Source organism: Streptomyces sp. NPDC031274, assembly GCF_055570235.1.
The window spans coordinates 82,557-107,553 of sequence record NZ_JBVIHP010000009.1 but is presented as its reverse complement, the minus strand read 5'-3'; the positions used below and the strand labels follow the sequence as shown (position 1 = coordinate 107,553).

Below are 24,997 nucleotides of genomic sequence, written 5' to 3'. Positions count from 1 at the left end.
CAGAGGCCCGACGAGAGCCCCGGTGCGCAGTAGCTATGGCCTGAATGGCAACTGGGCAAGGCAGTCGGGCGGTGACACTTTGAGGCCCCCTCGCACCGACGAGGAGATCACTCAGGGGGTTTGGCCATGCGCATGAACTACTCGGACCGCGGTCCGTCTCCGCTGGAAGGGGCGAAGCCGGGGGCCGCCACTCCACGCGACTCGACTTTCGGCTGGTGGGGAGCCTTCAGCATCCAGAAGTTCGTCAACCAGAACACTCTCTTCCACACGCACGCCGACGCCAGCGGCTGGCTTGCGTACCTCCAGCAGTTCTACGACCGCAACTTCTGGTTCGCGGACGCCGGGGCGCAGGTCTGGGCGTACGAGGAGACGTACGACAACTGGCAGGACCGCTACGGGATGGACGCGGTGGTCGCCGTGTACCACTCGGGTCACGGCGGCATGGACGGCAACGGCGTCTTCTTCGCGCCACTGGGTGCGGTCTGGGACGGCCGCAGTGACGCGGTGTCCAACCGGATGGCGCTGGGCAACGAGAAGGCGAACTACGTCTTCTGGTCCACGTGCAACTCGCTCAGGGTGCTCGGCGGGCACTCCCCGATCCGCACGTGGGCGGGGCCCAACATCGGCTTCCGCATGATCTTCGGGTTCGAGAGCGTCAGCATCGACAGCCCGGACTACGGCAAGAAGTTCTGGGAGAAGTGGCGGGCCGGGCAGACGTTCACCGACGCGTGGCTGAACGCGAGCTGGGACATCTACAAGGGCCAGGCGCCCTCGGTCGCCGCGGTCGGCTCCACCCAGGCCGAGGCCACCGCCCGGCTCAACGGCGAGCGCACCCTCTACCGCGACCACGTGCCGGACAACTGGTACGCGTGGCGCTGGTACTACGCCCGCGACAGCCTCAGGGAGCCGCTGACCCTGGCGCCGAGCAGCCCGCAGATCGTCCAGCTCGCGCCGCGCGACCCGGGCGAGGAGCTGACCAAGCTCGGCCGCATCGCCGACTTCCCGTCGGCGGCGCTGCAAGAGGTGCAGGTCGAGCGGCAGGGCGTGCTGAACGCGACCTCCGGTGACCGGGTCATCTCCACGGCGCCGCACGCCGTCCGGTGGGTCAAGCTCGCCGAGGCCAACCACCGCAACCTGCGCCAGCTGCCCACGGAGCGGGCGGTCGAGGCGGCACGCGCGTTCGCGGAGCAGCACGCCGACGGCGCCGAGCTCGTCGTGGACAGCGTGCACGACCTGATGCAGAACTCCGGGGCGAAGGACGGCTCGGAGCTCGGCAAGCCGGTGTCACTCGAAACGCATGTGACGTTCCGGCAGGTCTTCGACGGCGTACCGGTCATCACGCCCGACCGCGGCATCGTCCGCGTGGTCCTGGACAACGACGCGACCGTCGTACAGGCGCAGATCTCCACGCGCGAGGCCACCGGCACGACGCGCGAGCCGAGCACCGACATCTCGCCGCCTCCCCAGGGCGGCAAGGCGACGGCGCCGCGGGCACGCGACCCGCGCCAGGCCCTCGCCGCGGCACAGCAGAGGCTGCTCGCCGAGCTCGCCGCCGTCACAGCGGGCGAGTCGGGTGGCAAGAGCGCGAAGGCACAGCAGGAGCCGCAGGTCAGGGACGTGCCCGGCACGTTCGACGTCGGCTATGAGATCGAGGGCAACGAGGCCTACCCGGCCGCCCGCAAGCTGATCGAGATCGGCCCACCCGACGGCATGTTCACCACGCGCCGCTGGGTGGTCGCACCGCTCGCCAGGTAGCGGGCAGTCGGGTCCGAGGGGGGAGTTCCCGGACCGGCGGGGGTCGGGGAATCAGTGGGTGGCGGTCCGCTTGTTGCGGGCCGCCATCCGCGCGTTCAGTGTGTCTTGTCCTCTATGGCGGGTTCGGTGGCCGCGAGAGCCGGGGCGCCCCCTCCCGCCACCGGAACCTCGGGGCCCCGATACTCGCCGAGCCAGCGCCGGAGCACTCCGTGGACGCGCTCGGCGCCGACCAGTTCGTGCCCCTCGCCGATCGGCGCCGAGAGCACGAGGGGCGAGAGGAGGAACGGGTGGCCCTGGGCTCCGCCGAGTCCGCCGTGCGAGCCGATCTGCTCCTCGAAGGCGAGGACTTCGCCGTACTCGGGGTCGTACCAGGAGTTGACCATGATGTCGGCGACGTGCGGGAAGCCGTCGGTGCGGCGCACGGCGTCGGCGGCGCCGGGCCCGAAGTCCGCGAGCGGCCCCGGATCGCCGGGTTCCTCGTCGAGGTACACCTCGCTGCCGCGTGCGCCGAGGACGACCGGGCCGCGCTCCTGACTGCGTACGAGGAGGAAGCCGATGCCCGGGTGGTTGGCGAGGGTGGGCAGGAGCGCCGGGTGGCGCAGGTCGATCTCCTCGCGGGTCATGCGGCGACGGACGTCGGGGAAGGAGACGAGGCCGAGGTTGCCGGAGGCGAGCACGATGGGCTCCGCCTCGCGGGCCGGGCGGTGCTGGCCCGCACCCTCCTCGACGGGGCGGCGCAGCGCGGCGCGCACCGCGGAGCGGGCCTCCGCGCCGCTGTGCGTGCGCCGCGCCTTGCGCGGCACGGGCAGGCCGCAGCCCGCCTTGACGAGGTCGCCCAGGGTGAGGCCGTAGCGGGCGCGGAAGGTCTCGCCCGGGCTCTGGCCGTGGTCGGAGAGGACCACGATGCGGTAGGCGCGAGGGGCGTGTTCGGCGACCTTCGCGATCAGGGCCAGGGACCGGTCGAGGCGCTGGAGCACCTTGTCGACGTCGCTGCCGCTCGGCCCCGAGTGGTGGGCCACCTCGTCGTACGCGACGAGGTCGGCGTAGACCGCGCTGCGCCCGGCGAGCATGTCCCCGATAACCGCGGTGACGACGACATCGCGCTCGACGACGGTCGCGAAGGCGCGGATGAAGGGGTAGAGCCCGCCGCGGCCGATGCGCGGACGCTGCTTCCTGATCCGGGCGCGGGTCGACTCACCGATCTCGCGGCCGACCTCGGCGACGAAGGACAGGGCGGTGCGGACGGCGTTGGCGGGATCGGAGAAGTAGGCGAAGTACCCGGCGCGCGAGCGGTTCTCCTTGCCGCGCCGTGCGGCCAGGGAGAGCACGAGGGCGATCTGCCCGGCACCGCCGCTGAAGAGGTTGCCGCGGCTCGCGCCGTCGAGGGTGAGGAGGCCGCTGTCGCCGGTGCGCTCGATGGCGCGGCGCTGGAGTTCGGCGGCGGAGGCGGGCCGGTTGGAGACCATGACCTCCCCGGTGTCCTTCTCGTACCAGCGGAAGGCGGGGACGTCGTGGTTGGAGCCGTGCAGGATGCCGAGCTGGCTCGCCCCGGTCTGGCTCGACCAGTCGGTGCGCCAGGGGGTGAGGCGGTGGCTCGGCTCGCCCTCCTGGCCGAGCCAGCCCGCGACGGTCGGCATCAGGCCCCTCTCCGCCGCGGCGCGCAGGACGTCGTGGCCCACGCCGTCGAGCTGGATGAAGACCGTGCCGGGCGGGACGGGACCGGTCTGCCCTTCGGCACGGCGGCGGCGTCGGCGCCGGTCGGCGAGGCGGTAGAGGCGGCGGCGGTAGGCGTCGTCGTCGCGGACGGCGAGGGCACCGCCGGTGGCGGAGGCCACGGCGGACATGACGGCGGCCACGACGACGGCGGTCTCGGGGTTGGCGTCACCGCGGCCATCAGGGATGAGTCTCAGGGCGAGCAGCAGCAGCGAGCCGTTGAGGAAGAAGGCCAGAAGACCGAGGACGAGCGCGGGCACGAGCAGCAGGGCCCGGACGAGCAGGGGCCAGACCAGCGAGGAGAGCAGCCCGAAGGCGCCGGCGCCCAGGGCGGCCGTGATGGCGATGCGGGTGGCGCTGTCACCGTCGTCGGACTGGAGCTTGAAGTCGGGCAGGATCCCGGCCAGCGCGAGCATGGTGAGCGTACTGACCAACCACACGGCGACGGAGCGCCACAGAGCACTGCCGACCGCACGCCATCGCCCTCGCCCCACGCCGCGCCTCCTCACGTTTCATGACAGATCCGGACACCAGCCTGTCACAGGGGGAAGGGGCCGGTGGGCGGGGCCGGGTCAGCGGCCGTCGTACCCGGCTGTCGGCATGGAGAGCCGCCGGTGGACATGGGCCTTCATCACCGCGTCGTACGACGGCTCCGCGAGGCCCGCCGTCTCGATCCGCACGCCACGCCGCCCGCACTCCGCGGTGAACTCGTCCGGCGAGCGCAGCGCGCGGTCCAGGACCCGGCGGCTCGGTACGACGAAGAGGTCCACGAGCCCCTCGTCCACGTCGGCCCAGAGCACGGCGTGGTCGGCGGGAAGGCCGCGGACGACGAGCTCACGGACGACGACGTACCCCCGGGCGGCGGCCCAGCGCGAGCACATCGCGTGCTGGCTGCGGGAGTCCACCAGGAAGGGGTCGGCTTCCAGCTCCTCAAGGGGCGTCAGGCTGGCGATCGCCGCGACCCGCACGACTCTCACGCTCGTGGCATCTCCCATCGCGTCCCCCTCACCTCTGGCGTCCTCACCACTGGCGTCAGCCGAAGACCCTACTCCTGGCCGTAGGCTCGTAAACAGTCGCGCGAAGGAGGAACCGGAGTGCCGGTGGAGATCACCTGGTGGGGTCATGCCACCTGCACGGTCGAGGATTCGGGGCTGAGGGTGCTCACGGACCCGCTTTTCGCCCCCCGCCTCGCCCATCTGCGCCGGCGCAGAGGCGCGCTCCCCCCTCCCGAGGCCGCCGTGGCCGACGCCGTGCTCCTCTCCCATCTGCACGCCGATCATCTGCATCTGCCCTCCCTGGCGCTGATCGCCCCCGGTACCCGGGTGCTGCTCCCGCGCGGCTCGCGTCGGCATGTGCCCGGGCTCGCGCGCAGGCTCTCCCATCTGCACCTCGTCGAAGTCGTGCCGGGGGACGAGGTGCGGGTGGGCGACCTCGTCGTACGCGTGGTGACGGCGCGGCACGACGGGCGGCGGCTGCCCGTCGGACCGCACGGCGCGCCCGCGCTCGGCTTCGTGGTGCGGGGTGAGGCGCGGACGTACTTCGCCGGGGACACCGGGCTCTTCGACTCGATGGCCGAGGAGGTCGGGGACGTCGACGTGGCGCTCCTTCCGGTCGGCGGCTGGGGGCCGTATCTCGGCCATGGTCATCTCGACGCGGGGCGCGCGGCGCTCGCCCTGGCGAGGATCGCGCCGCGCAGCGCGGTGCCGGTGCACTACGGGACGTACTGGCCGATCGGCATGGACGCCGTACGGCCGCATGAATTCCACGCTCCTGGCGATGAGTTCGTGCGCCAGGCGGCGCGGCTCGCGCCCGAGGTGGCGGTGCACCGCCTGGGGCACGGCGAGAGCGTGCGGCCCGAGATCACCAGAGGTGGGCCTCAGTGATCCTCTCCCTGACGGCGCAGGTGACGCCGGAGTCGACGCAGCAGGCGGTCGGCTATCCGTCGTTGTTCCTGCTCATCCTGGTGGGCGCGCTGGTACCCGTGGTGCCCACGGGTGCGCTGGTCAGCTCGGCCGCGGTGGTGGCCCTGCACCAGACGGCGCCCCTCACGCTGCTCGTGGTGTTCGGGGTGTCCTCGCTCGCCGCGTTCCTCGGGGACATCGCGCTCTACTGGCTCGGCCGGCGCGGCATGCACTCGAAGAACGGCTCGCGCTGGCTCGCGGCGATCCGTGACCGCGCGCCCGAGGAGCGTCTCGCGCAGGCGCAGAAGAAGCTCGCGGAACACGGTGTCCTGGTCCTCGTCCTCTCCCGGCTCGTCCCCGCCGGGCGCATTCCGGTGATGCTGGCCTGCCTGATGGCGAAGATGCCGCTGCGCGAGTTCGCCCGCGGGGACGTGCCCGCGTGCCTGGCCTGGGCCCTGACGTACCAGCTGATCGGCATTCTCGGCGGCTCGCTCTTCGACGAGCCGTGGGAGGGCGTGGTGGTGGCGGTCGGTCTGACGGTGCTGATCAGCACGGCGCCGACGGTGTGGCGCAAGGTGCGGCGGGTCGCGCCCTAGGGCCATCAGAAGGGCTCTAGGGGCAGAGGGGCTGGGGCCCCTCGCCGAGCACCCGGGACGCGCCGACCGGCAGGTCCCAGAGGTCCTCGCGGGGCAGTCCCGCCTGCTCCCATGCCCCGCGCACCCGGGTCAGCGGTTCAAGGACCGGCTCGCCCGACAGCAGGAACGTCCCCCAGTGCATCGGGGCGAGGCGGCGCGCCCCGACGTCGGCCGCCGCCCGCACCGCCTCCTCCGGGTCGCAGTGGACGTCGCTGAGCCACCACCTCGGGTGGTAGGCGCCGATCGGCAGGAGCGCGAGGTCGATGCCGGGGTAGCGGGCGCCGATGCGCTCGAACCAGTGGCCGTAACCGGTGTCGCCCGCGAAATAGACGCGCCGCCCCTCGCCGTCGGTGATGACCCACCCGCCCCACAGCGTCCGGCAGGTGTCGACGAGACTCCGCTTGGACCAGTGATGAGCGGGCACGAAGTCGAAGCGCACGCCCGCGAGTTCGGCGGCCTCCCACCAGTCGAGCTCGGTGACGCGGCTGAACCGGCGGCGCGCGAACCACCGGCCGAGCCCCGCGGGGACGAACACGGGGGTGTTCCTGGGGAGGCGGGCGAGGGTCGGGGCGTCCAGGTGGTCGTAGTGGTTGTGGCTGATGACGACGGCGTCGACGCGCGGCAGCGCGCTCCAGGCCACGCCGGGGGGCGTGACGCGGGCCGGGGTGCCGAGGATCTTGCGGGACCAGACGGGATCGGTGAGAACGGTGAGCCCACCGATCCGTACGACCCAGCTCGCGTGCCCGACCCAGGTGACGGCCACGGTGCGGGAGTCCACGCGTGGCAGCGGCCCCGGCTCGAATGGCAGCCGCTGGATGTCGGCGAGGCCCTCGGGAGTGGGCCGCAGGGCCCCCTCGCGCGCGAACCGCGCGAAGGCACGCAGCCCGGGCAACGGCGCGGTGAGCCGATCGGCGAACGACTTCGGCCAGAGTCGGGGGATGCCGGGGGTGCGGGGTGGGGCGAGGGAGGTCGGGGCGAGGGGGCTTGAGGTCGGTCGGCCCCGATCCCGGTCCCGGTCGAGCGGGGCAGGGGCGTCGGGGGTCGGCAGGCTGGGCACGGCGTGCGTGGATCTGGCGTCCGTGGACCTGACGGCCGCGGATCCGGCGCCCGTGGACCCGGCGTCCGTAGCTCTCGCCTCCGCGGGCGCGGTGTCCCGCTGCGTCTGCTGCGTCTGCGTCTGCTGCGTCACCGAGGAGGCTCCATTCGCTGTGCCGCTGTGCGGAGATCGCCGAAGGCCGCTCCAAGCATGCTCAACGCCCTTTCCACGTGCGGCAGTTCAAGCGCGTCCGGTGCGGTGAGGGACGTCAGGCGCTCCTCGCGGGTTGAGCCGAGGAGGGGTCCGGTGGACAGGCGTACGCGCAGCGCCCCCAGTTCGTCGCCGAAACGGTGGCCGCCTGGTGCGGGCATGGCGAGGCGCTCACCGAGGAAGTCCTCCAGGTCCTGCGAGTCGCCGACGCCGCGCGCGGCGAGGGCCGGGCGGAGCGGGCCGAGGTCCACGTAGAAGTGGCGGCCCGCCCGTGGGGGCCGGGCCAGCGCGCCCGCGGCGAGAACCGCCCGGTGCGCGGCGGCGGCCACGCGTGCGTGCAGGGCGGTCGCACGGGCGAGGCGGCCGGTCACCTCGTCCGGCTCGCCCAGGGCGTACGACGCCACCGCCCCGACCGGCGCCGCCACGCAGGCGCCGAGCGCGGTGAGGACGTCCAGGGTGCGGGCCCGCAGCGCGGCGCCCCGGGCGTCGGAAGGGAACCGGGCGACCGCGACGGGCCAGCCCGGCGGCAGGAACGCTCCGGAGAGGTCGGTCAGCACCGTCACCCGTTCGGGGGCCATCTCGGCGGGGCCGATGAGCAAGGTGTCGTGCGGCCGGTGCAGGGTGTCGCGCCAGGTCTCGTCGCTGACGATGTGCAGCCCCTCGTCCGCCGCCGCCTCCACGGCTTCGTGCAGCACGTCCGGCGGCGGCACGGTGGCCGTCGGGTCGTCGGCGACGGAGAGCACGAGCAGGCGCGGGGTGCCTCCTTCGGCGCGGATGCGGCGGACGGTCTCCAGGAGGGCGTACGGATCGGGGACGCCGCCGCATTCGGCGGGCGTAGGAACGTGGTACACCGACCGGCCGAGCAGTCGTACCTGCGGCGCCCACCAGGCCGGGCAGGGGCGCGGGAGCAGGACGTCGCCGCCGCCGAGCGCGGCGGTCAGCGCGAGGAGCAGGGGTGCGGCTCCGGGCGCGGCGACGACCTGGCCGCGCTCCACCGGGAGGCCGCGCCGGGCCCAGTAGCCGCTCGCGGCGTCCAGGAGGGCGGGGCCGGCGCCAGGCGGTTCGGCATGGGCACGGCCCGCGGCACCGGCGAGCACGGCGGACAGCTCGGGCAGCACAGGCAGGCCCGGCTCCGGCAGAGGAGGCCCGTACCGGACAGGGCCACGGCCTTCGGATTCCGTCCGCATGAACCCATCGAAACGCGACGGGCCGCTCAGCGCGCGCGGGAGCCTCCGGCCGAGTGGTTTCCCTCCTCGGCGGCGAGCCCCGCAAGCTCGCGCTCGAGGCCCTTGCCCCGCTTCTCCACCACCGCCGCCGCGACATCGGCCAGCTTGCGGTTCGTGGTCTGGGAGATGCGGCGCAGCATCGTGAAGGCCTTGTCCGCATCGCAGGTCAGGACGTGCATGATGATGCCGCAGGCCTGGTCGACCACGGGGCGGGTGCGCAGGGCCGTGCCGAGGTGGTCCAGTTCGGTGAGGGCCGCGTGGTAGCGGCGGTCACGGACCAGGCCGGTCGTGGCGAGGTCGCCGAGCGCCTGGGCGGGGCCGTGCCGGACGTCGTCCAGGGTGTCGGGGCGGAAGCTGAACAGGGTCAGGGTCACCGTGAGCCCCGCGCACTGGAAGGGGAGCGTGACGCTGGAGCGTACGCCGGAGTCGAGCGCCATGGCGCGGTACTCGGGCCACCGTTCGTCCCGCAGCAGGTCACCGGTCTCCACCGGCCCGCCCCGCTCGTGCGCGGCCGGTATGGGTCCGTCACCCGAACTCAACTGGACGGCGACGAGACCGGCCAGGTCCGGGTGGGTCACCGACGCGGGGTGCTCGCTGCCGCCCTCCGACACGGTCGTGCCCGCGCCGCAGCACGCGGTGGTGCAGCGCACGGCCTGTTCGGCCAGTTCCGAGAGCCTGCGTCCCGGCATCGCCGACTCCGGCCCTGCCAGATTCGGTTCCGGTAAGAGGGGCATGGTGGTTTCCTCCTCCTTCTTTCCTCTTCTTCCCTCTTCTTCGCCGCGAGTCTTCCCTGCGCCTTCCCGTGAGGCCACCCGGAAAACGGCCGTTGCAGATACGTTCGACACATGGCCAAAACGGAGGAGTTCGGTGAAGACATCGCGGATTTCATGCGCCGTGTCACCGAGTTGAAGTCAGCCCGCTCCGTACCGACGGACGATCTCGGCACGGTCCTTGACGCGGCGATTTTCGAACTCGACCATGTCGCGGACCAGTTGATGCCACTCTACGAACAGCTCGCCTCGGACGGTCGTCTTGGCGGCGGCGTGCCCGACCGGGACGAGGAGCGGCTGCTGCGGGCCCTTTTCCAGCGCCTCCCCCTGCCCGTCGCCCTGATCGACCGGGAATCGGTGGTCCGGCGGATGAACTTCGCGGCGACCGGCTTCACGGGCGTACGCGCCGGATACGCGACCGGCAAGCCCCTGACCGGATTCCTGCTGCACGCGGACCGGGTCGCGTTCCGCTCGCAGACCGCTGCGGTCGCCCGCGGCGACGGCGACCGCAGCCTCACCGTCCACCTCCAGCGCGATCCGCGCCTCCCGGTCCGCGCGACGCTCACCGCGCTGCGGCCCGGGACGGAGCCGCGCACGGCGGTCCTGGTGGTGCTGCAGCCCGGCGCGCGGCCCGACGCGAAGCCCACAGGCTCCCGGACAGCGCCGCACGAGGCCCCGGCTCCCGCCCCCGACCTCGTCGAGACGACCCGGCACGCGGCCCGCCTCGACCTGGCGGACGCCATGACCACCGCCCTGCTCACCGCTCCCGCCGGGGACCGCGCGGCCGTCCTCGAACGGGCGGCCGGTGTCCTGCACCCGCGGTTCGCGGACTGGGTGATAGCCGACGAGGGTGCCGCGCGACAGCGGCGTACGACCGTCCTTGGACCTGCGGACGCCCCGGTCGACGAGGTCCTCGCGCAGGCACCCGCCGCGTGCCCCCTCGTCGCCGAGGCGGCACGCGGCGGGGCCCCTGTGCTCCAGGTCCGTCCGGAGGACCCGGAGGCCTTCGGCCTCGACTCGTCCGGCGCCCCCGTCCTCGTACGCGCGCAGGTGACGTCCCTGCTCTGCGTGCCGCTGAGAGGGCGCTCGGACGGTCCGGTGGAGGGTGTCCTCACGCTGTTCAGGAGTGGGGCGCGGCTCGCCTTCTCGATGGCCGAGGCGCAGACGGTCGACGTGATGTCACGGCACATCGCGCTGGCCATGGCCCGTCGGACGAGCCCCCACCCCCAGGTCCCGGGCAGCAACTAGGCCGCGTCCTGCATGACCTGGTCGCGCAGCCGGTCGCAGCAGCGGCTGATCAGGCGGGAGACGTGCATCTGGGAGATGCCGAGCTGCTCGGCGATGCGGCTCTGTGTCATGCCGCCGAAGAACCGCATGTAGAGGATGTCGCGTTCCCGCTCGGGCAGTGCGGCGATGCGCGGCTTGACGGCCTCGCGGTCGATGACGACGTCGAGCGCGGGGTCGGGCGCGCCGAGTGCGTCCCGCAGCGCGTATCCGTCCTCGCTGCCCGGGAGTTCGGCGTCCAGGGATAGCGCGGTGAAGCTTTCGAGCGCCTCAAGACCGGCGGCCGCGTCCTCCTGGGACAGCTGTGCCTTCTCGGCGATCTCGGCGAGGGTCGGCGCACGCCCTGGGACGGTCTGCGTCAGCTCCTGGCGGGCGAACCGGACCCGGTTGCGCAAGTCCTGTACACGGCGCGGCACATGGAGGCTCCACATGTGATCGCGGAAGTGCCGCTTGATCTCGCCGGTGACGGTCGGCACGGCGTAGCTCTCGAAGGCGCTGCCGCGCTCGGGGTCGTACCGGTCGACGGCCTTGACCAGGCCGAGGGCCGCGACCTGACGCAGGTCGTCGAGCGCTTCACCGCGGTTGCGGAACCGGCCCGCGAGCCGCTCGGCCATCGGCAGCCAGGCCTTGACCAACTCCTGGCGCAGCGCGTCGCGTTCGGGACCGTGCGGCATCTCGGTGAGCCTGCGGAAGGCGGCTGCGGTGTCGGGGGCGTCGTCGTGCGGACGTCGCTTCGTCTGTCGCGCTTCGGATCGCATGATGCGTCGCAACTCCCTGTGGGTGCCTTGGGTTGAAGAGTCACCGTGGGATGCGCGCGAGATCGCGACGGGGCACACCCGGGGCGTGCTCGAGCCGCACCCACGGACGTGCCTCCGTTCCGAAGCACTGTCCACTTCGCCTGCCCCGAGGCCCCGGGGACAAACACGGGCCGCGACCGGACCCTGTGCCGGTCTCCTCACTTCCCTCCCTGCGAACCCGCATGGACCGGTCTCACACGGGTACTGCGGCGGGACCAGTCACCCCCGCAGGGAAAGGCCCCATCATGGCTGCAGTCGTAAGGGACGTCATGACACCGGGCGTCGTGGCGGTAGGCCCCGACGCCTCGCTGGTCGAAGCGGCTCAGCTGATGCGCGCGCAGGACACCGGCCATGTCCTGGTGGCCACGGCGGGCCGGGTGGTCGGTGTGCTCACCGACCGGGACATCACGCTGCGCGCCGTGGCCGACGGCGCCGATCCCCTCACCGTCAGCGCGCAGGCCGTCTGTACCCCGAACCCGGTGATGGTCGCTCCGGATGACGCCGTGGCGTCGGCCGTCAGTCTGATGCTCGAATACGCCGTGCGCAGGCTGCCGGTCGTCGAGAACGGACAGCCGGTGGGGATGGTGACGCTCGGGGATCTCGCCGCGTCGGCCTGAGTTCTGAGTTCTGATCTCCGAGCTCTGCGCCGTCGGCCTGAGCCGGGGTGCGGCCTCCACAGCTGTTCGCACTCCAGTTCAGTCCGCTGACCCGGCCCTCGGCCGGGCGGGGTCCCGGCCCGGCCGAGGGAGCGGGTCCGGTTGCACGGATTGTGCGAGGGGAGCGACCGGACCCGCTTCGGGGCCCGGCCCGGCCTGAGGCCGGGCCGGAACATCTCCGGTGGTCCGTCACGGCCGTGCCCCTGGGGCGGGTTGAGGCCCCGTGGGCAGCGACCGGCCCAGCCGGTGACAGGTGAAACGATAAGTCAGTTACGCCACAGCGACGATCCGCTGAGCGCGGCCAGTGTCCGCATAGCGCACGGTTCACCTCCACCGCGGTTCAGTCGCGGCCGTTCAGCTCCGCAGCAGTTCGGTTGCGGCCGATCAGCTCCGCAGCGTCTGGGACGGCAGCTCCCCGAACCGGGCGTGGTACTGCTCGGCGAATCTCCCCAGATGACTGAAGCCCCACCGGTGTGCCACCTCGCTCACGCTGAGCGTGCCGGGCTCCGCCGCCCGCAGTTCGTCACGCACGCGGGTCAGCCGTACGTCCCGTACGTACGCCATCGGCGACATGCCCACGTAGCGGCGGAACGCCTCCTGGAGCCAGCGCACCCCGACCCGCGCCTCGGCTGCGAGCCCGGCAGGCGTGAACGGATGCTCGGGCCGCTCCTCGACGGCGTCCATCGCGCGCTTCACCGGCGCCGGGCGCAGCTTCCTTGCCGGAGCGGTGAGTTCGTCACGGAAGGGGTGCTCGACGGCGAGCAGCAGCCCGTTCAGGATCGCCTCCTGGAGGGGGGCTGCGACCAGCGGCGACGTATAGAGCGATGCCTTGGCCTGCGAAGCGTCGGGCTCCTCGCGCAGCTCCTCGAAGACCGCCGTGACGAGCCGGGCCCACCCGCGGCCCGGGCCTCGGGTGGTGTCGAGTTCGGGGGCGAGCGTCAGCGGGGCGCGGACGGGCCGCCCGATGAGCCGTTCCAGGCGCTGGTCGAGCGTCTCGCGGTCCATCTTCACCGCGAGGATCCGGCAGTCGCCGGACCACCGCTCCACCACCGTGTCTCCGACGGGCTGGAACACCCCGGCCCGTTCCGCCGTCGCGACCATGCACGCGCCGCCGCCCTGCCGGAAGCTCATCTGCCCGCCGAGCAGGATGTTCACGTGGTAGGCGCCCAGTTCGCCGAGCCGCATCCGCACATCGGCGCCGCAGCTCAGCTCGCCGACGGTGAGCGCGCCGAGCTGCCCGATGTCGAACTCGGCCCGGAAGTCGCGCGGCCGGTCGATGACATCCATGAAGTTGTTGTAGAACGCGGCACCGATCATCTTCCGTGCCTCGCCCACGTCCGCGCTTCTGAAGGACGTTTCCCATGCCTCGTCGCTCACGCGTGACTCACTCGCTCCCCCGACCTCCATCGCTCTCCCCCGTGGCTACACCTGGCGCCCCAGCAGGTTCAGGAGCTCCGTCTGCGCGTCGGCGCCCTGAGGTGGCTCCACGGCCGGGGCGAAGACCCCGCTCTTCGCCAAGTCCGCAGCGTACGGCTTGGTTTCCCGCAGGGAGAAGGTGACGAGATCATCCGGAAGCTTCTCGTCCGCGCCGATCGCCCGGGACAGGTCCCAGGCATGCACGACGAGGTCAGTGATCATCTGCCCGAGGTAGAACTCCGCTGCGCTGTCACCGAAGGAGAGGTGGACCGTGCGGTCGATGGCACCCGGCTCACGGAACGCCTCGCCCGCCGCGGCGGCCGCCGTGTCCCAGGAGGCGACCGGGTCGGGGCCGAGCATGTCGCCGTCGAAGGCGTCGCCGACGGATTCCATGGTGGCGCCGTCGCGGACGAGCGAGGGCACCCAGAGCTGCTCGGTGGTGAGGTGGTTGACGAGGTCGTGCACGGACCAGTCGGTGCACGGTGTCGACGCGTCCCACTGGTCGGCCCCGACCGCGTGCACGCGGTCGGTGAACAGTTCGATGGCGGCCGAGTGTCGGGCGAGGAGCGGGTGGCCCGCCGGGTCGGACGGGCCCGCTGTACCAGTCGTGTCTGCCATACCCACCATTGTCCTCCTGGAGCCGGGAGGCGCTACCGGTTGTGGTTCTTCCGGAAGACGGAAGGCGGCAGAAGCCGACAGAGCCGCTATCGCCCGCGATTCTGCCGGAAGCCGGAAGACGTCACCGCTTGCGCTCCACCCGCCGCTCGTCCCACACCGGCTCCTGCGTCTCGCGTACGAGACCGTCGCTGCCGAAGACGAGGTAGCGGTCGAAGGAGCGGGCGAACCAGCGGTCGTGCGTCACGGCGAGCACGGTCCCCTCGTACGCCTCAAGACCTTCCTGGAGCGCCTCGGCCGACTCCAGGTCGAGGTTGTCGGTGGGCTCGTCGAGCAGCAGGGCGGTGGAGCCCTCCAGCTCCAGGAGCAGGATCTGGAAGCGCGCCTGCTGGCCGCCCGAGAGCCGCTCGAAGCGCTGCTCGGCCTGGCCGGTGAGCTCGTACCGGCGAAGGCGTGACATGGCGGGCCCCTTGGCCTGGGCGTGCTCGCGCCACAGGATGTCCAGGAGCGTGCGGCCGAAGAGCTCCGGGTGGGCGTGGGTCTGCGCGAAGTGTCCTGCCACCACGCGCGCGCCGAGCTTCCAGTCGCCGGTGTGCGAGACGTCGCCGCCGGCGAGGAGGCGCAGGAAGTGCGACTTGCCGGAGCCGTTCGAGCCGAGGACGGCGACGCGCTCGCCGTAGAAGACCTCCAGGTCGAAGGGCTTCATGAGACCGGTCAGCTCAAGGCCCTTGCAGGTGATGGCCCGGATGCCGGTGCGCCCGCCGTGCAGCCGCATGGTGATGTCCTGCTCGCGCGGCGGCTCGGGCGGCGGTCCCGCCTCCTCGAACTTACGGAGGCGGGTCTGCGCGGCGGCGTACCGCGAGGCGAGCTCATGGCTGATCGAGGCGGCCTGCCGCAGGCTGAGCACGAGCTTCTTCAGCTGGGCGTGCTTCTCGTCCCAGCGCCTGCGCAGCTCCTCGAAGCGCGCGAACCGTTCCTTCCGCGCCTCGTGGAACGTGGAGAAGCCGCCGCCGTGCACCCAGGCGTCGGCGCCCGCGGGCCCCGGCTCGACGCTGACGATCTTCTCGGCGGCGCGGGAGAGGAGCTCGCGGTCGTGCGACACGAAGAGGACGGTCTTGCGCGTCTCGCCGAGGCGCTCTTCGAGCCAGCGCTTTCCGGGTACGTCGAGGTAGTTGTCCGGCTCGTCAAGGAGCAGCACCTCGTCGCCGCCGCGCAGCAGGGCTTCGAGCACCAGGCGCTTCTGCTCACCGCCGGAGAGGGTGCGCACCTCGCGGAACTGCGCCTTGTCGTACGGGATGCCGAGCGCGGCGGTGGTGCACATGTCCCAGAGCGTCTCGGCCTCGTAGCCATGTGCCTCGGCCCAGTCGGAGAGCGCCTGGGCGTACTGGAGCTGGGCGGCCTCGTCGTCGACGGTCATGATCAGGTGTTCGGCGACGTCCATGGCCTTCGCGGTCTCGCGGATGCGGGGGTTCGACACGGAGACGAGCAGGTCGCGCACGGTCGTCTCGTCGCGTACGGAGCCCACGAACTGCGGCATGACGCCGAGGCCGCCGCTGACGGTGACGGAGCCGCCGTGCGGCTGGATCTCGCCCGAGATGAGACGGAGCAGGGTGGTCTTGCCCGCGCCGTTCGCCCCGACGAGGGCGACGATCGAACCCTCGCCGACACGGAAGGAGACATCACCGAGCAGGGCTCGGCCGTCCGGCAGGTAGTACTCGATGTGCGCGGCTTCCAGATGTCCCATGCGGAGATTGTCTGTGGGGGGTGCGCGTTGCTGCAAATGCGTTTCATCTCCCCCGTCCCGGGCCTCCTCTCCCAGCCCACGATTCAGGGTCGGTTTTCGACGCCGACCGGTGGCCGCCGACCGGTGGCTGGGGGTCGTTGCCATCACCGTTGACCACATAGTGATACGCGGGTCTCATTATTCGACATGGCGGCGTACCGTTCGATCCACCGCAGCGAGCGGCAGCGAACGTGAAGGAGTTCCCGTCATGCCGGAGGAGACCGCCGTCTACACGCACGGACACCACGAGTCCGTCCTGCGCTCCCACACCTGGCGGACCGCCGCCAACTCGGCCGCCTACCTCGTCGATTCACTCAAGCCGCACATGAAAATCCTGGACATCGGCTGCGGCCCGGGCACCATCACCGCCGACCTGGCCGCGCTCGTCCCCGACGGCCATGTCACGGGCGTCGACCACGCGCCCGGCATCCTGGACCGCGCCCGCGCGACGGCGGCCGAACGGGGCCTGGGGAACGTGGAGTTCGCCGTCGCCGACGTACACGCCCTGGACTACCCGGACGACTCCTTCTGTGTCGTCCACGCACATCAGGTGCTCCAGCACGTCGGCGACCCGGTGCGCGCCCTGAGCGAGATGCGCCGCGTCTGCGCGCCGGGCGGCATCGTCGCCGCACGCGACGCGGACTACTCGGCGATGAGCTGGTACCCGAACTCCCCCGTCATGGACGGCTGGCTCGACCTGTACCGGCGGGTGGCCCGCGCCAACGGCGGCGAACCGGACGCGGGCCCCCGTCTCAAGTCCTGGGCGCTGGAGGCCGGTTTCGACGACGTCACCGCGAGTGCGAGCACCTGGTGCTACAGCACGGCACAGGAGCGCGCCTGGTGGAGCGGGCTCTGGGCGGACCGCACGGTCGCCTCCGCGTACGCCGGACTCGCGGTCGACGGCGGGCACGCCGACGCCGGTGAGCTGCGGGCGATCGCCGACGCGTGGCGGGAGTGGGGAGAGCGCGACGACGGCTGGTTCGCCGTGCTGCACGGAGAGATCCTCTGCCGGAAGTGACGTGTGGCGTCCGGCGGGAAGCGCGTGACGTCTGCCCCACCTATCGCGTGGCGTCACTCACAGGTTCTCAATTCCCTGCGTAGAGCGGCTGGTTGGGGATACCCGGGGTAGCAGGAGGTAAGACACTATGGTTCCTATTCTGCTCGTCCTTCTGCTGGCCCTGCTGCTCTTCGGTGCGGGGTTCGCCGTGAAGATTCTCTGGTGGGTCGCCATCGCCGTGCTGGTCATCTGGCTGGTCGGGTTCCTGATGCGCAGCACGACGGCGACCGGGACGAGGTCTCGCTGGTACCGGTGGTAGCCGTCGCACGGTGGTAGCCGTACTCATCCGCTCAACGCACGCAGCTTGCGGCGCGCCGGTCCCAGGGCGCGCCCCGAACGCAGCAGGCCCGCCCAGGGATCGGTGCGGGCCTGCTCTGCTGCGTCCGCGATGCTCCAGCGCCGCGCCCCGAGCGCGGGGTCGTCGAGGTCGTCCCAGGCGACGGGCACGGCGACCGGGGCGCCGGGCCTGGCACGGACGGAGAAGGGGGCGACGGCGGTCTGCGCGTACGCGTTGCGCTGCACGTCGAGGTAGAGGCGGTCGCCGCGGTCCTTCTTGCGGGCGGCCGTGGTGAGCTGCTCGGGGCGGGCCCGGGCGAGGGTCTCGGCGACGTCCTTGGCGAAGGCGCGTACGTCGTCGAAGTCGTGGCGGCCGTTCAGGGGCACGATGACGTGCAGGCCGCGTGAGCCCGTGGTCATCAGGGCGGACGGCAGGCCGATGTGGTCGAGCAGCTCACCCACGAGCCGCGCCGCCTCGCGCACCTGGCCGAAGTCGTCCTTGGCCGGATCGAGGTCGAACACGAGCCGGTCGGGATGGGTGACACCGCCGACGCCGCCGACCCTGGACGTCCAGCGGTGCAGAGTGAGGCAGGCCTGGTCGGCGAGGTAGAGGAGCGTGGCGGTGTCGTCGCACACGGTGTGGGTGACGGTGCCGCCCTCCTTGGCGACCTCGGCCCGGGTGATCCAGTCCGGGTAGTGGTCGGGAGTGTCCTTCTGCATGAAGCGGGGCCCGCCGACGCCGTCCGGGTGCCGCTCCAGCATCAGGGGTCGGCCGCGCAGGTGGGGCAGCATGAACGGGGCGACGGCCCGGTAGTAGTCGGCGAGGTCCCCCTTCGTATAGCCCGCCGAGCCGCCCCCGCCTCCGCCCTCACCCTCGGCGCCCTCGCCCTCGGCAGGGAAGAGGACCTTGTCGGGGCGGTGCAGCTGTACGGTGCGGCGTCCCGCCCGCAGCGTTCGTGCGCTGGTCATGTGGGGTTCCTTTCATGCTGCACAGGGGTGCTGACAACACCTGAGGACGGGGGCCGACAGGCGTGCCCCGGGCCGCGTACGCCGGAAGGATTCAGAAAGACGGTTCAGGTCGGACCGTAGTGAGCGAGGCGCGCCATGGCGAACGGAACGCGGAGATTTCCCGGGCACCGGGTACGGGAGCGGTCGGGCGGTGGCGAACCCGCCGCCGCTCCCCCGCCCGTCCACGCCGCGTTCGCACTCTGGATCACCGCGGTCGTGGCGGGCTTCTTCGAGACGGTGCTCATGGTCGGCCGTCTTGTCGCCGAAGGCGACACCTCCGCAGGGGAGATCGCGGGCGGCCTCCTCCTGCGGATGACCGTCTTCTCGGCGGCCGTTCTGCTCGCCGTCCAGCTGCGCCGCGGCCGGAACTGGGCCCGTCTGACGCTCGCCGTGGGGCTCGGAGTCCTCGGCACGCTGTCCCTGGTGATCGAGCCCGTGCGGTGGCTGGCCGACGGGCACACCCTGGGGGACGCCTTCCGGGATCTGGGAGTGGTGGACGTACTGTTCGGCGCGAGCCGCGTGCTGCATCTGAGCGCGGTGCTCGGGGCGATGGTCCTGATGTTCCGGCCCACGGCCAACGCCTGGTTCAGGGCGCGGTCCACGTTCAGGGCGCGGCCCACGTCCAAGGAGCGGTCCACGTCCAAGGAGCGGTCCCCGGATCCCGAGCGGCACTGACCGGCCTCACCGTACGACCGCCTGCTCCACGAGCAGTCGGGCCGCCGCCGCGATGGACTCGGCGTCGATGCCGGCCGCGTGCAGCTGCTCGTCGGGGGACGCCGAGCCCGGCATCGTGTTCACCGCGAGCCGCACCAGGCGCGGCACCGGGCCCCCGTCGCCGAAGGCCTCGAACACGGCGTCGCCGATGCCGCCCTCGGGACGGTGGTCCTCGACGGTGAGCAGGCAGCCGGTGCGCTCGGCGGCCTCGCGCAGGGTCGCGCGGTCGACGGGCTTGACCGAGTACAGGTCGATGACCCGCACCTGGATCCCCTCGCGGTCCAGGGACTCGGCGGCGGTCAGCGCCTCGTGCACGGTCACGCCCGCCGCGACGAGCGTGAGCCGGTCGGCGTCGGAAGAACGCAAGACCTTGGAGCCGCCGACGGGGAACTCCTCGCCGGGCCCGTAGACGACGGGCGTGTCCCCACGCGACGTACGCAAGTACCGCACGCCGTCGAGACCCGCCATCTGCGCGACGAGCTGCCCCGTCTGGTGCGCGTCGCACGGGTAGAGGACCGTCGAGCCGTGCACCGCGCGGAACATCGCCAGGTCTTCGAGGCCCATCTGGGAAGGACCGTCCTGGCCGATGGCGACGCCCGCGTGGGAGCCGACGAGGTTGATGCCCGCGCCGCTGATCGCCGCCATGCGGATGAAGTCGTGGGCGCGGGTGAGGAAGGCGGCGAACGTCGACGCGTACGGGACCCAGCCGCGGGCCGCCAACCCCACGGCGGCGGCCACGAGTTGCTGCTCGGCGATGTAGCACTCGAAGTAGCGCTCGGGGTGTTCCTTGCCGAAGTACTCGGTCCGCGTCGAGTCGCCGACCTCCCCGTCGAGGGCCACGACGTCGCCGCGCGCGGTACCGAGCGCGGCGAGCGCCTGGCCGTAGGCGGTGCGGGTGGCGACCAAGTCGCCCACCTCGTGGCGCGGCAGCTCCAGATGGCCGGTGCGCGTCGCGTGCAGTGCCCGCGCGGCGGCGGGCTTGCGCACCTCGACACGCACGTCGTGTACGCCGCCCAGCTCCTCGATCGCCGCTTCCGCGTCCGGCAGCGGCTTGCCGTGCATGCCCTCGCGGTCCTCGACGGAGGCGACGCCCTTGCCCTTGACGGTGCGGGCGAGGATCGCCGTGGGCTGCCCGGTGGTCGAGCGTGCCTCCCCGAAGGCGCGCTCGACCTCGTCCAGATCGTGGCCGTCGATCTCGACGACATGCCAGCCGAAGGCGGTAAGACGGCGGGCGTAGGCGTCGAGATCCCACGCGTGGCGGGTGGGGCCGCGCTGCCCCAGGCGGTTGACGTCGACGATGGCGGTCAGATTGTCCAGGTGCTCGTACCCCGCGTGCTCGACGGCCTCCCACACCGAGCCCTCCGCCAGTTCGCTGTCGCCGCACAGCACCCAGACCCGGTAGGGGATCCGGTCGAGCCGCTTGCCCGAAAGGGCCATGCCGACGCCGACGGGGAGCCCCTGGCCGAGGGAGCCGGTGGCGACGTCGACCCACGGAAGGCGGCGGGGCGTCGGATGCCCTTCCAGGCGGCTGCCCTGCTTGCGGAAGGTCAGCAGCTCGCTGTCGGTGACCGCGCCCGCCGCCTTGTACGCCGCGTACAGGAGGGGCGAGGCGTGTCCCTTGGAGAGGATGAAGCGGTCGTTGCCGGGGTGGTCGGGCCGGTCGAAGTCGTAGTGCAGGTGGCGCGCCAGGAGCACCGCCATCAGGTCGGCCGCGGACATCGAGGAGGTGGGGTGCCCGGATCCCGCGGCATCCGCGGCCCGGACGGAGTCGACCCGCAGCTGCCTGGCGAGCGGGGCGGTTTCCTTGCTTGTCATGGCGGCTCCTCCTTGGGTGCGGGCTCGCGGCCGGCGGTCCGCCGGCCGCGTCGGCCGCCGGTTCCTTCCGCGCGCGTCCTCCCGACGACCCTGGCACGCGGGACCTCCCGATTGCCCCGGCGCACCGCCGTCAAACTCAGCCGAACCCCGCCGGACTCCCCCGGAATCCGGCGGCCCGGCCCGACGCGGACGCCGTTTGACCGCCGGGCCCGGGGATACCCGTACGAGGCGCCGCCGCAGGTGAACGGGGCGCGATCCGATGCCGCTCCTCCCCCGCGGCCCCCACCCCCATCTCCCCCCCGCTCGCGATCCAGGACGGTCCCGATGAAGGACGCAGTGCCCATCGAAATCCCGGCCATGTCCGCCTACCTGGTGCCCGCGGACGCCCCCGAGGCGGACGGCACCCTCGCCTGGGAGAGCACGACCATCGTGATCGTCGAGGTGACCGCGGGAGACGCGACGGGCACGGGCTGGACCTACGCACCCGCGGCCACCGTGCCCCTGATGGCCGAGCAGCTCATCCCGGCCGTCACGGGCCTCGACGCGCTCGACATCCCCGCCGCGCACACGGCGATGACGAAGGCGATCCGCGACACCGGCCGCCCCGGTGCCGCCTCGTGCGCCATGTCGGCGATCGACATCGCCCTGTGGGACCTGAAGGCACGCCTCCTGGAGATCCCGCTCGTACGTCTCCTGGGCGCGGCCCGCGACGAGGTCCCCGTCTACGGGAGCGGAGGCTTCACGACGTACCACGACACGCATCTGGCGGCCCAGCTCAACGGCTGGGTGCACGGCCAGGGCATACCCCGCGTGAAGATCAAGGTCGGTGAGGCCTGGGGCCGGGCGGCCGCCCGCGACGTGCTGCGGGTGCGCACCGCGCGTGACGTCATCGGCGCGCAGGCCGAGTTGTACGTCGACGCGAGCGGCGGCTACACCCGCAAACAGGCGATCCGGGTGGGCCGGGTGCTCGCCGAACACGGTGTGGGCTGGTTCGAGGAGCCGGTGCCCTCGGACGACCTGCGGGGGCTCGCCCTTGCGCGGGACGCGCTGGTCTGCGACGTGGCGGCCGGCGGGTACGGCTACGACCTCTCGTACTTCGCGCGGATGATCCCCTCCGTGGACTGCCTCCAACTGGACGCGACCCGCTGCGGCGGCCTGACCGAGTGGCTGCGCGCGGCGGCACTCGCGCAGGCGCACGGGATCGAGGTCTCGGCCCGCTGCGCCCCGCACGCGCATGCCGCGGTCGCCGCGTGCGTACCGAATCTGCGGCACATCGAGTGGCTGCACGACCATGTGCGGGTCGAGTCGATGTTCTTCGACGGCGCCCTCGACCCGACGGGCGGCGTCGTCCGACCCGACGGCGGCATCGGCCACGGTCTGGAGCTGCGGCGCACGGAGGAAGTCGAGGAGTACCGGGTCGCATGAGGGGGCGCGGGCCTCATCCGCGTACTCCTCACGGCGTCCGACGCCACCGGCGAGGAGCGGCTCACCGCCCGTGAGCTGGGCTCGGAGCTCGAACAGCAGCTGCGCGGGGGCGCGTTCATGGCCCGGCGCCCGGAGGAGCACGCGGCCGACGGCACACACCGCGTCGCGACGGACGGGCGGCAGATCGGGGACATCGCGGCCGATGTGGTGGCCGCCACGGGGTGGAAGTCCCGGAAGTCCTAGGAAACGATCACGGATGGGGGCCCGGCCAACTAGGCTCGCCGGTATGGAAATCCTGGGAACCACGCTGCGCATCTGCGTCGAGGACCTGGAGTCCTCGGTCGCCTTCTACGAACGTCTCTCGGGCAGCCCCGCGCAGCGTTTCGAGCGTGGGGGCGTGTCCGTCGCGGCGATCGGCTGCTTCCTGTTGATGAGCGGGCCCGAGAAGGAGATCGAGATCCTCCGGAAGGTCTCCGCGACGATCGCCGTGGAGAACGTCGACGAGGCGTACGCCGTTCTGAACGCGTCCGGCGCCAAGGTCGTCGCGGGCCCCATCGCGACCCCGGCGGGTCGCAACCTCATCGCGATGCACCCGGACGGCACGGTCTTCGAGTACGTGGACCGGCGCGCCGAGAGCTGAACCACTCCGCCCGGCCCGCCCCGTATCCTCCACGGCAGGCAGGCCGAACGGAGGACGGTGCACGTGGCGGGCAGCAGGGAGGGCGGTACGGCGGGCGGTGCGGAACGGGTTTCGTTGAGCGCCCAGGCGCGCGAGGCCGTCCGGCAGCGCATCGTGGACCGCCGCTATCCGCTGGGCGCGCGCCTGGTGGAGCGCGAGGTCGCCGAGGAGCTGCGGATGTCGCGGGTCCCCGTGCGGGAGGCGATGCGCGCGCTGGTCGCCGAGGGCCTCCTTGAGCTGCTTCCGCACAGCGGGGTGCGGGTCCGGCGCCTGGAACCCGCCGATGTGCGGCACTTGTACGAGGTGTGGGAGCCGCTCGCTGTCCAGGCGTCCCGGCTCTCCGCGCGCCGGGTGGCGGCGAGCGCGCCGGATGAGCCACCGGGGCTCGCCGCGCTGCGGGCCACGCTCGGCCAGGCGGAGCAGGCGTCGGACGTGGACGACGGGCCGCGCGAGGTCGCCGCGCACACGGCGTTCCACGAGGGCATCGTGACCCTCTCCGGCAATCCCCTCCTCGCCCGCACGATGGAGCAGCTGAGCTGGCAGCTCCAGCTCCTGTTCGGCATGCGGGTCGAGCCGGACCACATGCGGGCCCAGCACGACCTCATCTACCGGCAGATCGCGTCGGGCGACGAGGAGACGGCGGCGGCGAGCACGCTGCTGCACGTACGGGACAGCCAGGTGGTGGCGCTGCGGTCGCTCTTCGAGGAGAGCACCTCTTAACAGCGAAGAGCACCTCTTCACACCGGAACGCGCTGTATACCAAAAACCCCGAACCTCACCATCACTCTGAGCTGCACCCTGCACAAACCCGCACATTCCCTCGCCCCTCCTTGCGGGCCACTCCAGCTTGGTATACAAACTCCGGACGCGTTCCCTCCGCAACCCGCCCTGGAGCAGCCCCATGTGCGTCGAGTCCATCCCTCCGCCCTCCTCCCGGCTCACCCGGCGTGGTGTCCTCGCGGGTGCGGCCGCGCTCGCCGGGACCACGGCCGCGCTGACCGCCACCGCGCCTCAGGCGAACGCCGCCGCGCGCGAGGGGCAGAGGCGGGGGCAGGCCGGTGGCGATCTGGTCATCGAGGGCGGCACACTCCTCGACCCCGCGACCGGAGAGGTGACCGAGGACGCGGTGGTCGTCATCGTGGACGGCGTCGTCCGCTCGGCGGGCAGGCGCGGCCGGGCCGATGTGCCCGAAGGCGCCGAGGTGCTCGACGCGCACGGGCACTGGATCCTGCCCGGACTCGTCGAGGCCCACATCCACCTCAACACCGCCGCCGAGGCGCGCGACGCGGTGCGGTTCGGCGCGACCAGCGCCCGCAGTGGCTCGACCAACTTCTACCAGGACATCGCCGTACGGCAGTTGGCCCGTGAGGCACCCGAGCAGGCACCGCGGCTGCGCGCCGCCGGAATCTTCGTCACGCCCGACCTGGGCGACACGATCCTCGCCGACCCGGAGCTGACCCCGCTGGCCAAGCTGCGTGACGGCGTGCGCTCGCCCCAGGCGCTGCGCCGCGTCGTCGAGGTCAACCTCGCCCGTGGCGCCGACGTCATCAAGACCCGCGTCAACGAGCGGGCGGGCCTGCCCGAGCAGGATCCGCTGGCCCAGGTGTACGACCGCGAGCAGCTGTCCGCCGTGGTCGCGGCGGCCCGGCGCGGCGGCAAGGGCGTGCTCTGCCACAGCTACAGCGAGAAGGGCTGCCACGACGCCGTCATGGCGGGCATCCGCTCGCTGGAGCACGGCGCCTTCGTCGGCGAGCGCACGCTGCACGAGATGCGGCGCAGGGGAACGTACTTCACGCCGACCCTCACCGCGATCGCCGGTCTCGCCGAGTCGTCGGACCCGGTGCTCGCGGAGCGCGGGCGCCAGTACCTGCCGGTCCTGAAGCGGGCCGTGCTCGCCGCGCACGAGCTCGGCGTGCCGCTCGCGGCCGGCACGGACTCGTCCGGCGGGAAGATCAAGCCCATCGGCCGCGAGGTGGAGCTGATGCACGCGGCGGGGCTCTCCGCGCTCGACGCGATCCGCACGGCCACCACGGGCGCCGCGAAGCTGCTCGGCCTCGACCGCACGGCGGGCCGCCTCGCGCGCGGCTTCGCCGGCGACGTGCTCCTCGTGGACGGCGACCCGCTGTCCGACGTGACGGTCCTCAAGAAGCCCGTACGCGTGGTCCGTTCGGGCATCGCGCTCTGAACCCGACCGAGCCACCGAGTCCCCCACCTCTGAAGGAGACC

General features: G+C 72.4%; 24 protein-coding genes. 13 read left to right on the top strand and 11 right to left on the bottom strand.

Features of this window, described 5'->3' with window-relative positions:
• The first annotated feature begins 126 nt into the window (after positions 1–126).
• Positions 127–1,755 (top strand): DUF6345 domain-containing protein, encoded by a 1,629-nt coding sequence (locus ACZ5CR_RS16700; protein WP_468857959.1) that lies wholly within the window; start codon positions 127–129, stop codon positions 1,753–1,755.
• 95 nt (positions 1,756–1,850) lie between these two features.
• Here ACZ5CR_RS16700 and ACZ5CR_RS16695 read toward each other — a convergent pair whose 3' ends face one another.
• Both ACZ5CR_RS16695 and ACZ5CR_RS16690 read right to left on the bottom strand, forming a co-directional pair.
• Positions 1,851–3,962 (bottom strand): phage holin family protein, encoded by a 2,112-nt coding sequence (locus ACZ5CR_RS16695; RefSeq protein ID WP_468857957.1) that lies wholly within the window; start codon positions 3,960–3,962, stop codon positions 1,851–1,853.
• 78 nt (positions 3,963–4,040) lie between these two features.
• The gene (locus ACZ5CR_RS16690) at positions 4,041–4,445 is read right to left on the bottom strand and encodes a hypothetical protein (RefSeq protein WP_468858233.1); all 405 of its coding nucleotides are present in this window, start codon (positions 4,443–4,445) and stop codon (positions 4,041–4,043) included.
• Between the two features lie 117 nt (positions 4,446–4,562).
• On the opposite strand from ACZ5CR_RS16690, the gene ACZ5CR_RS16685 reads away from it, so the two are divergent.
• Together ACZ5CR_RS16685 and ACZ5CR_RS16680 are read left to right on the top strand one after the other, a co-directional pair.
• Positions 4,563–5,351: an MBL fold metallo-hydrolase gene (locus ACZ5CR_RS16685; RefSeq protein WP_468857956.1), complete on the top strand. Its 789-nt coding sequence runs from the start codon at positions 4,563–4,565 to the stop codon at positions 5,349–5,351.
• A complete protein-coding gene (locus ACZ5CR_RS16680; protein ID WP_468857955.1) occupies positions 5,348–5,965 on the top strand; it encodes a DedA family protein in 618 nt (205 codons plus the stop codon). Before ACZ5CR_RS16685 ends, ACZ5CR_RS16680 begins: the two co-directional genes overlap by 4 nt.
• Positions 5,966–5,981: 16 nt before the next feature.
• On the opposite strand, the gene ACZ5CR_RS16675 is transcribed toward ACZ5CR_RS16680, so the two are convergent.
• From ACZ5CR_RS16675 to ACZ5CR_RS16665, 3 genes are all read right to left on the bottom strand, one after another.
• On the bottom strand, positions 5,982–7,061 hold the full coding sequence (locus tag ACZ5CR_RS16675; RefSeq protein ID WP_468858232.1) for an MBL fold metallo-hydrolase: 1,080 nt from the start codon (positions 7,059–7,061) through the stop codon (positions 5,982–5,984).
• Positions 7,062–7,189: 128 nt separating this feature from the next.
• Positions 7,190–8,437 (bottom strand): aminotransferase class I/II-fold pyridoxal phosphate-dependent enzyme, encoded by a 1,248-nt coding sequence (locus ACZ5CR_RS16670; RefSeq protein WP_468857953.1) that lies wholly within the window; start codon positions 8,435–8,437, stop codon positions 7,190–7,192.
• Positions 8,438–8,463: 26 nt separating this feature from the next.
• Positions 8,464–9,210 carry an ANTAR domain-containing response regulator gene (locus ACZ5CR_RS16665; protein ID WP_468857951.1) on the bottom strand — a complete coding sequence of 249 codons (747 nt, stop codon included), beginning with the start codon at positions 9,208–9,210 and terminating at the stop codon, positions 8,464–8,466.
• Between the two features lie 111 nt (positions 9,211–9,321).
• Here ACZ5CR_RS16665 and ACZ5CR_RS16660 point away from each other — a divergent pair, with 111 nt between their 5' ends.
• Positions 9,322–10,494 (top strand): PAS domain-containing protein, encoded by a 1,173-nt coding sequence (locus tag ACZ5CR_RS16660; protein ID WP_468857949.1) that lies wholly within the window; start codon positions 9,322–9,324, stop codon positions 10,492–10,494.
• On the opposite strand, the gene ACZ5CR_RS16655 is transcribed toward ACZ5CR_RS16660, so the two are convergent.
• Positions 10,491–11,288, bottom strand: coding sequence for an RNA polymerase sigma factor SigF (locus ACZ5CR_RS16655; protein WP_468857948.1), 798 nt, complete (start codon positions 11,286–11,288; stop codon positions 10,491–10,493). The two genes, ACZ5CR_RS16660 and ACZ5CR_RS16655, sit on opposite strands and share 4 nt — an antisense overlap.
• Positions 11,289–11,572: 284 nt before the next feature.
• Here ACZ5CR_RS16655 and ACZ5CR_RS16650 point away from each other — a divergent pair, with 284 nt between their 5' ends.
• Positions 11,573–11,944, top strand: a complete 372-nt coding sequence (locus ACZ5CR_RS16650) for a CBS domain-containing protein (protein ID WP_468857946.1) — start codon at positions 11,573–11,575, stop codon at positions 11,942–11,944.
• Between the two features lie 423 nt (positions 11,945–12,367).
• On the opposite strand, the gene ACZ5CR_RS16645 is transcribed toward ACZ5CR_RS16650, so the two are convergent.
• The 3 genes from ACZ5CR_RS16645 to ACZ5CR_RS16635 form a co-directional block, all read right to left on the bottom strand.
• Entirely contained in the window at positions 12,368–13,360 is a 993-nt protein-coding gene (locus ACZ5CR_RS16645; protein WP_468857945.1) for an AraC family transcriptional regulator, read from the bottom strand.
• Positions 13,361–13,405: 45 nt separating this feature from the next.
• A complete protein-coding gene (locus tag ACZ5CR_RS16640) occupies positions 13,406–14,017 on the bottom strand; it encodes a TIGR03086 family metal-binding protein (RefSeq protein WP_468857944.1) in 612 nt (203 codons plus the stop codon).
• 121 nt (positions 14,018–14,138) lie between these two features.
• On the bottom strand, positions 14,139–15,758 hold the full coding sequence (locus ACZ5CR_RS16635) for an ABC-F family ATP-binding cassette domain-containing protein (RefSeq protein WP_468857943.1): 1,620 nt from the start codon (positions 15,756–15,758) through the stop codon (positions 14,139–14,141).
• A 247-nt stretch (positions 15,759–16,005) separates the two neighbouring features.
• Between ACZ5CR_RS16635 and ACZ5CR_RS16630 the strand changes: the two genes are divergently transcribed.
• The gene (locus ACZ5CR_RS16630) at positions 16,006–16,815 is read left to right on the top strand and encodes a class I SAM-dependent methyltransferase (RefSeq protein ID WP_468857941.1); all 810 of its coding nucleotides are present in this window, start codon (positions 16,006–16,008) and stop codon (positions 16,813–16,815) included.
• Between the two features lie 127 nt (positions 16,816–16,942).
• Positions 16,943–17,113 (top strand): hydrophobic protein, encoded by a 171-nt coding sequence (locus ACZ5CR_RS16625; RefSeq protein ID WP_363312340.1) that lies wholly within the window; start codon positions 16,943–16,945, stop codon positions 17,111–17,113.
• A gap of 23 nt (positions 17,114–17,136) precedes the next feature.
• Here the strand turns inward: ACZ5CR_RS16625 and ligD are convergent, their stop codons facing one another.
• Positions 17,137–18,099 carry a non-homologous end-joining DNA ligase gene (ligD, locus tag ACZ5CR_RS16620; RefSeq protein WP_468857939.1) on the bottom strand — a complete coding sequence of 321 codons (963 nt, stop codon included), beginning with the start codon at positions 18,097–18,099 and terminating at the stop codon, positions 17,137–17,139.
• 135 nt (positions 18,100–18,234) lie between these two features.
• Here ligD and ACZ5CR_RS16615 point away from each other — a divergent pair, with 135 nt between their 5' ends.
• A complete protein-coding gene (locus tag ACZ5CR_RS16615; protein ID WP_468857937.1) occupies positions 18,235–18,813 on the top strand; it encodes a hypothetical protein in 579 nt (192 codons plus the stop codon).
• 6 nt (positions 18,814–18,819) lie between these two features.
• On the opposite strand, the gene ACZ5CR_RS16610 is transcribed toward ACZ5CR_RS16615, so the two are convergent.
• A complete protein-coding gene (locus ACZ5CR_RS16610; RefSeq protein ID WP_468857936.1) occupies positions 18,820–20,667 on the bottom strand; it encodes a transketolase in 1,848 nt (615 codons plus the stop codon).
• A gap of 324 nt (positions 20,668–20,991) precedes the next feature.
• Between ACZ5CR_RS16610 and ACZ5CR_RS16605 the strand changes: the two genes are divergently transcribed.
• From ACZ5CR_RS16605 to ACZ5CR_RS16585, 5 genes are all read left to right on the top strand, one after another.
• The gene (locus ACZ5CR_RS16605; protein ID WP_468857935.1) at positions 20,992–22,092 is read left to right on the top strand and encodes an enolase C-terminal domain-like protein; all 1,101 of its coding nucleotides are present in this window, start codon (positions 20,992–20,994) and stop codon (positions 22,090–22,092) included.
• A gap of 117 nt (positions 22,093–22,209) precedes the next feature.
• Positions 22,210–22,335, top strand: coding sequence for a hypothetical protein (locus ACZ5CR_RS16600; RefSeq protein ID WP_468857933.1), 126 nt, complete (start codon positions 22,210–22,212; stop codon positions 22,333–22,335).
• 43 nt (positions 22,336–22,378) lie between these two features.
• The gene (locus ACZ5CR_RS16595) at positions 22,379–22,732 is read left to right on the top strand and encodes a VOC family protein (RefSeq protein ID WP_468857931.1); all 354 of its coding nucleotides are present in this window, start codon (positions 22,379–22,381) and stop codon (positions 22,730–22,732) included.
• A gap of 63 nt (positions 22,733–22,795) precedes the next feature.
• Complete coding sequence (locus tag ACZ5CR_RS16590) at positions 22,796–23,491, top strand: GntR family transcriptional regulator (RefSeq protein WP_468857930.1); 696 nt, start codon at positions 22,796–22,798, stop codon at positions 23,489–23,491.
• Positions 23,492–23,672: 181 nt separating this feature from the next.
• Positions 23,673–24,956 carry an amidohydrolase family protein gene (locus ACZ5CR_RS16585; protein WP_468857928.1) on the top strand — a complete coding sequence of 428 codons (1,284 nt, stop codon included), beginning with the start codon at positions 23,673–23,675 and terminating at the stop codon, positions 24,954–24,956.
• Positions 24,957–24,997: the final 41 nt, after the last annotated feature.

What these genes read in the sequence shown, in the direction of transcription:
- ACZ5CR_RS16610 (WP_468857936.1), bottom strand. Translation starts at nt 20,667, where the DNA reads ATGACAAGCAAGGAAACCGCCCCGCTCGCCAGGCAGCTGCGGGTCGAC.
- ACZ5CR_RS16630 (WP_468857941.1), top strand. Translation starts at nt 16,006, where the DNA reads ATGCCGGAGGAGACCGCCGTCTACACGCACGGACACCACGAGTCCGTC.
- ACZ5CR_RS16640 (WP_468857944.1), bottom strand. Translation starts at nt 14,017, where the DNA reads ATGGCAGACACGACTGGTACAGCGGGCCCGTCCGACCCGGCGGGCCAC.
- ACZ5CR_RS16660 (WP_468857949.1), top strand. Translation starts at nt 9,322, where the DNA reads ATGGCCAAAACGGAGGAGTTCGGTGAAGACATCGCGGATTTCATGCGC.
- ACZ5CR_RS16615 (WP_468857937.1), top strand. Translation starts at nt 18,235, where the DNA reads ATGGCGAACGGAACGCGGAGATTTCCCGGGCACCGGGTACGGGAGCGG.
- ACZ5CR_RS16625 (WP_363312340.1), top strand. Translation starts at nt 16,943, where the DNA reads ATGGTTCCTATTCTGCTCGTCCTTCTGCTGGCCCTGCTGCTCTTCGGT.
- ACZ5CR_RS16595 (WP_468857931.1), top strand. Translation starts at nt 22,379, where the DNA reads ATGGAAATCCTGGGAACCACGCTGCGCATCTGCGTCGAGGACCTGGAG.
- ACZ5CR_RS16585 (WP_468857928.1), top strand. Translation starts at nt 23,673, where the DNA reads ATGTGCGTCGAGTCCATCCCTCCGCCCTCCTCCCGGCTCACCCGGCGT.
- ACZ5CR_RS16635 (WP_468857943.1), bottom strand. Translation starts at nt 15,758, where the DNA reads ATGGGACATCTGGAAGCCGCGCACATCGAGTACTACCTGCCGGACGGC.
- ligD (WP_468857939.1), bottom strand. Translation starts at nt 18,099, where the DNA reads ATGACCAGCGCACGAACGCTGCGGGCGGGACGCCGCACCGTACAGCTG.
- ACZ5CR_RS16650 (WP_468857946.1), top strand. Translation starts at nt 11,573, where the DNA reads ATGGCTGCAGTCGTAAGGGACGTCATGACACCGGGCGTCGTGGCGGTA.
- ACZ5CR_RS16600 (WP_468857933.1), top strand. Translation starts at nt 22,210, where the DNA reads ATGGCCCGGCGCCCGGAGGAGCACGCGGCCGACGGCACACACCGCGTC.
- ACZ5CR_RS16655 (WP_468857948.1), bottom strand. Translation starts at nt 11,288, where the DNA reads ATGCGATCCGAAGCGCGACAGACGAAGCGACGTCCGCACGACGACGCC.
- ACZ5CR_RS16665 (WP_468857951.1), bottom strand. Translation starts at nt 9,210, where the DNA reads ATGCCCCTCTTACCGGAACCGAATCTGGCAGGGCCGGAGTCGGCGATG.
- ACZ5CR_RS16670 (WP_468857953.1), bottom strand. Translation starts at nt 8,437, where the DNA reads ATGCGGACGGAATCCGAAGGCCGTGGCCCTGTCCGGTACGGGCCTCCT.
- ACZ5CR_RS16605 (WP_468857935.1), top strand. Translation starts at nt 20,992, where the DNA reads ATGAAGGACGCAGTGCCCATCGAAATCCCGGCCATGTCCGCCTACCTG.
- ACZ5CR_RS16700 (WP_468857959.1), top strand. Translation starts at nt 127, where the DNA reads ATGCGCATGAACTACTCGGACCGCGGTCCGTCTCCGCTGGAAGGGGCG.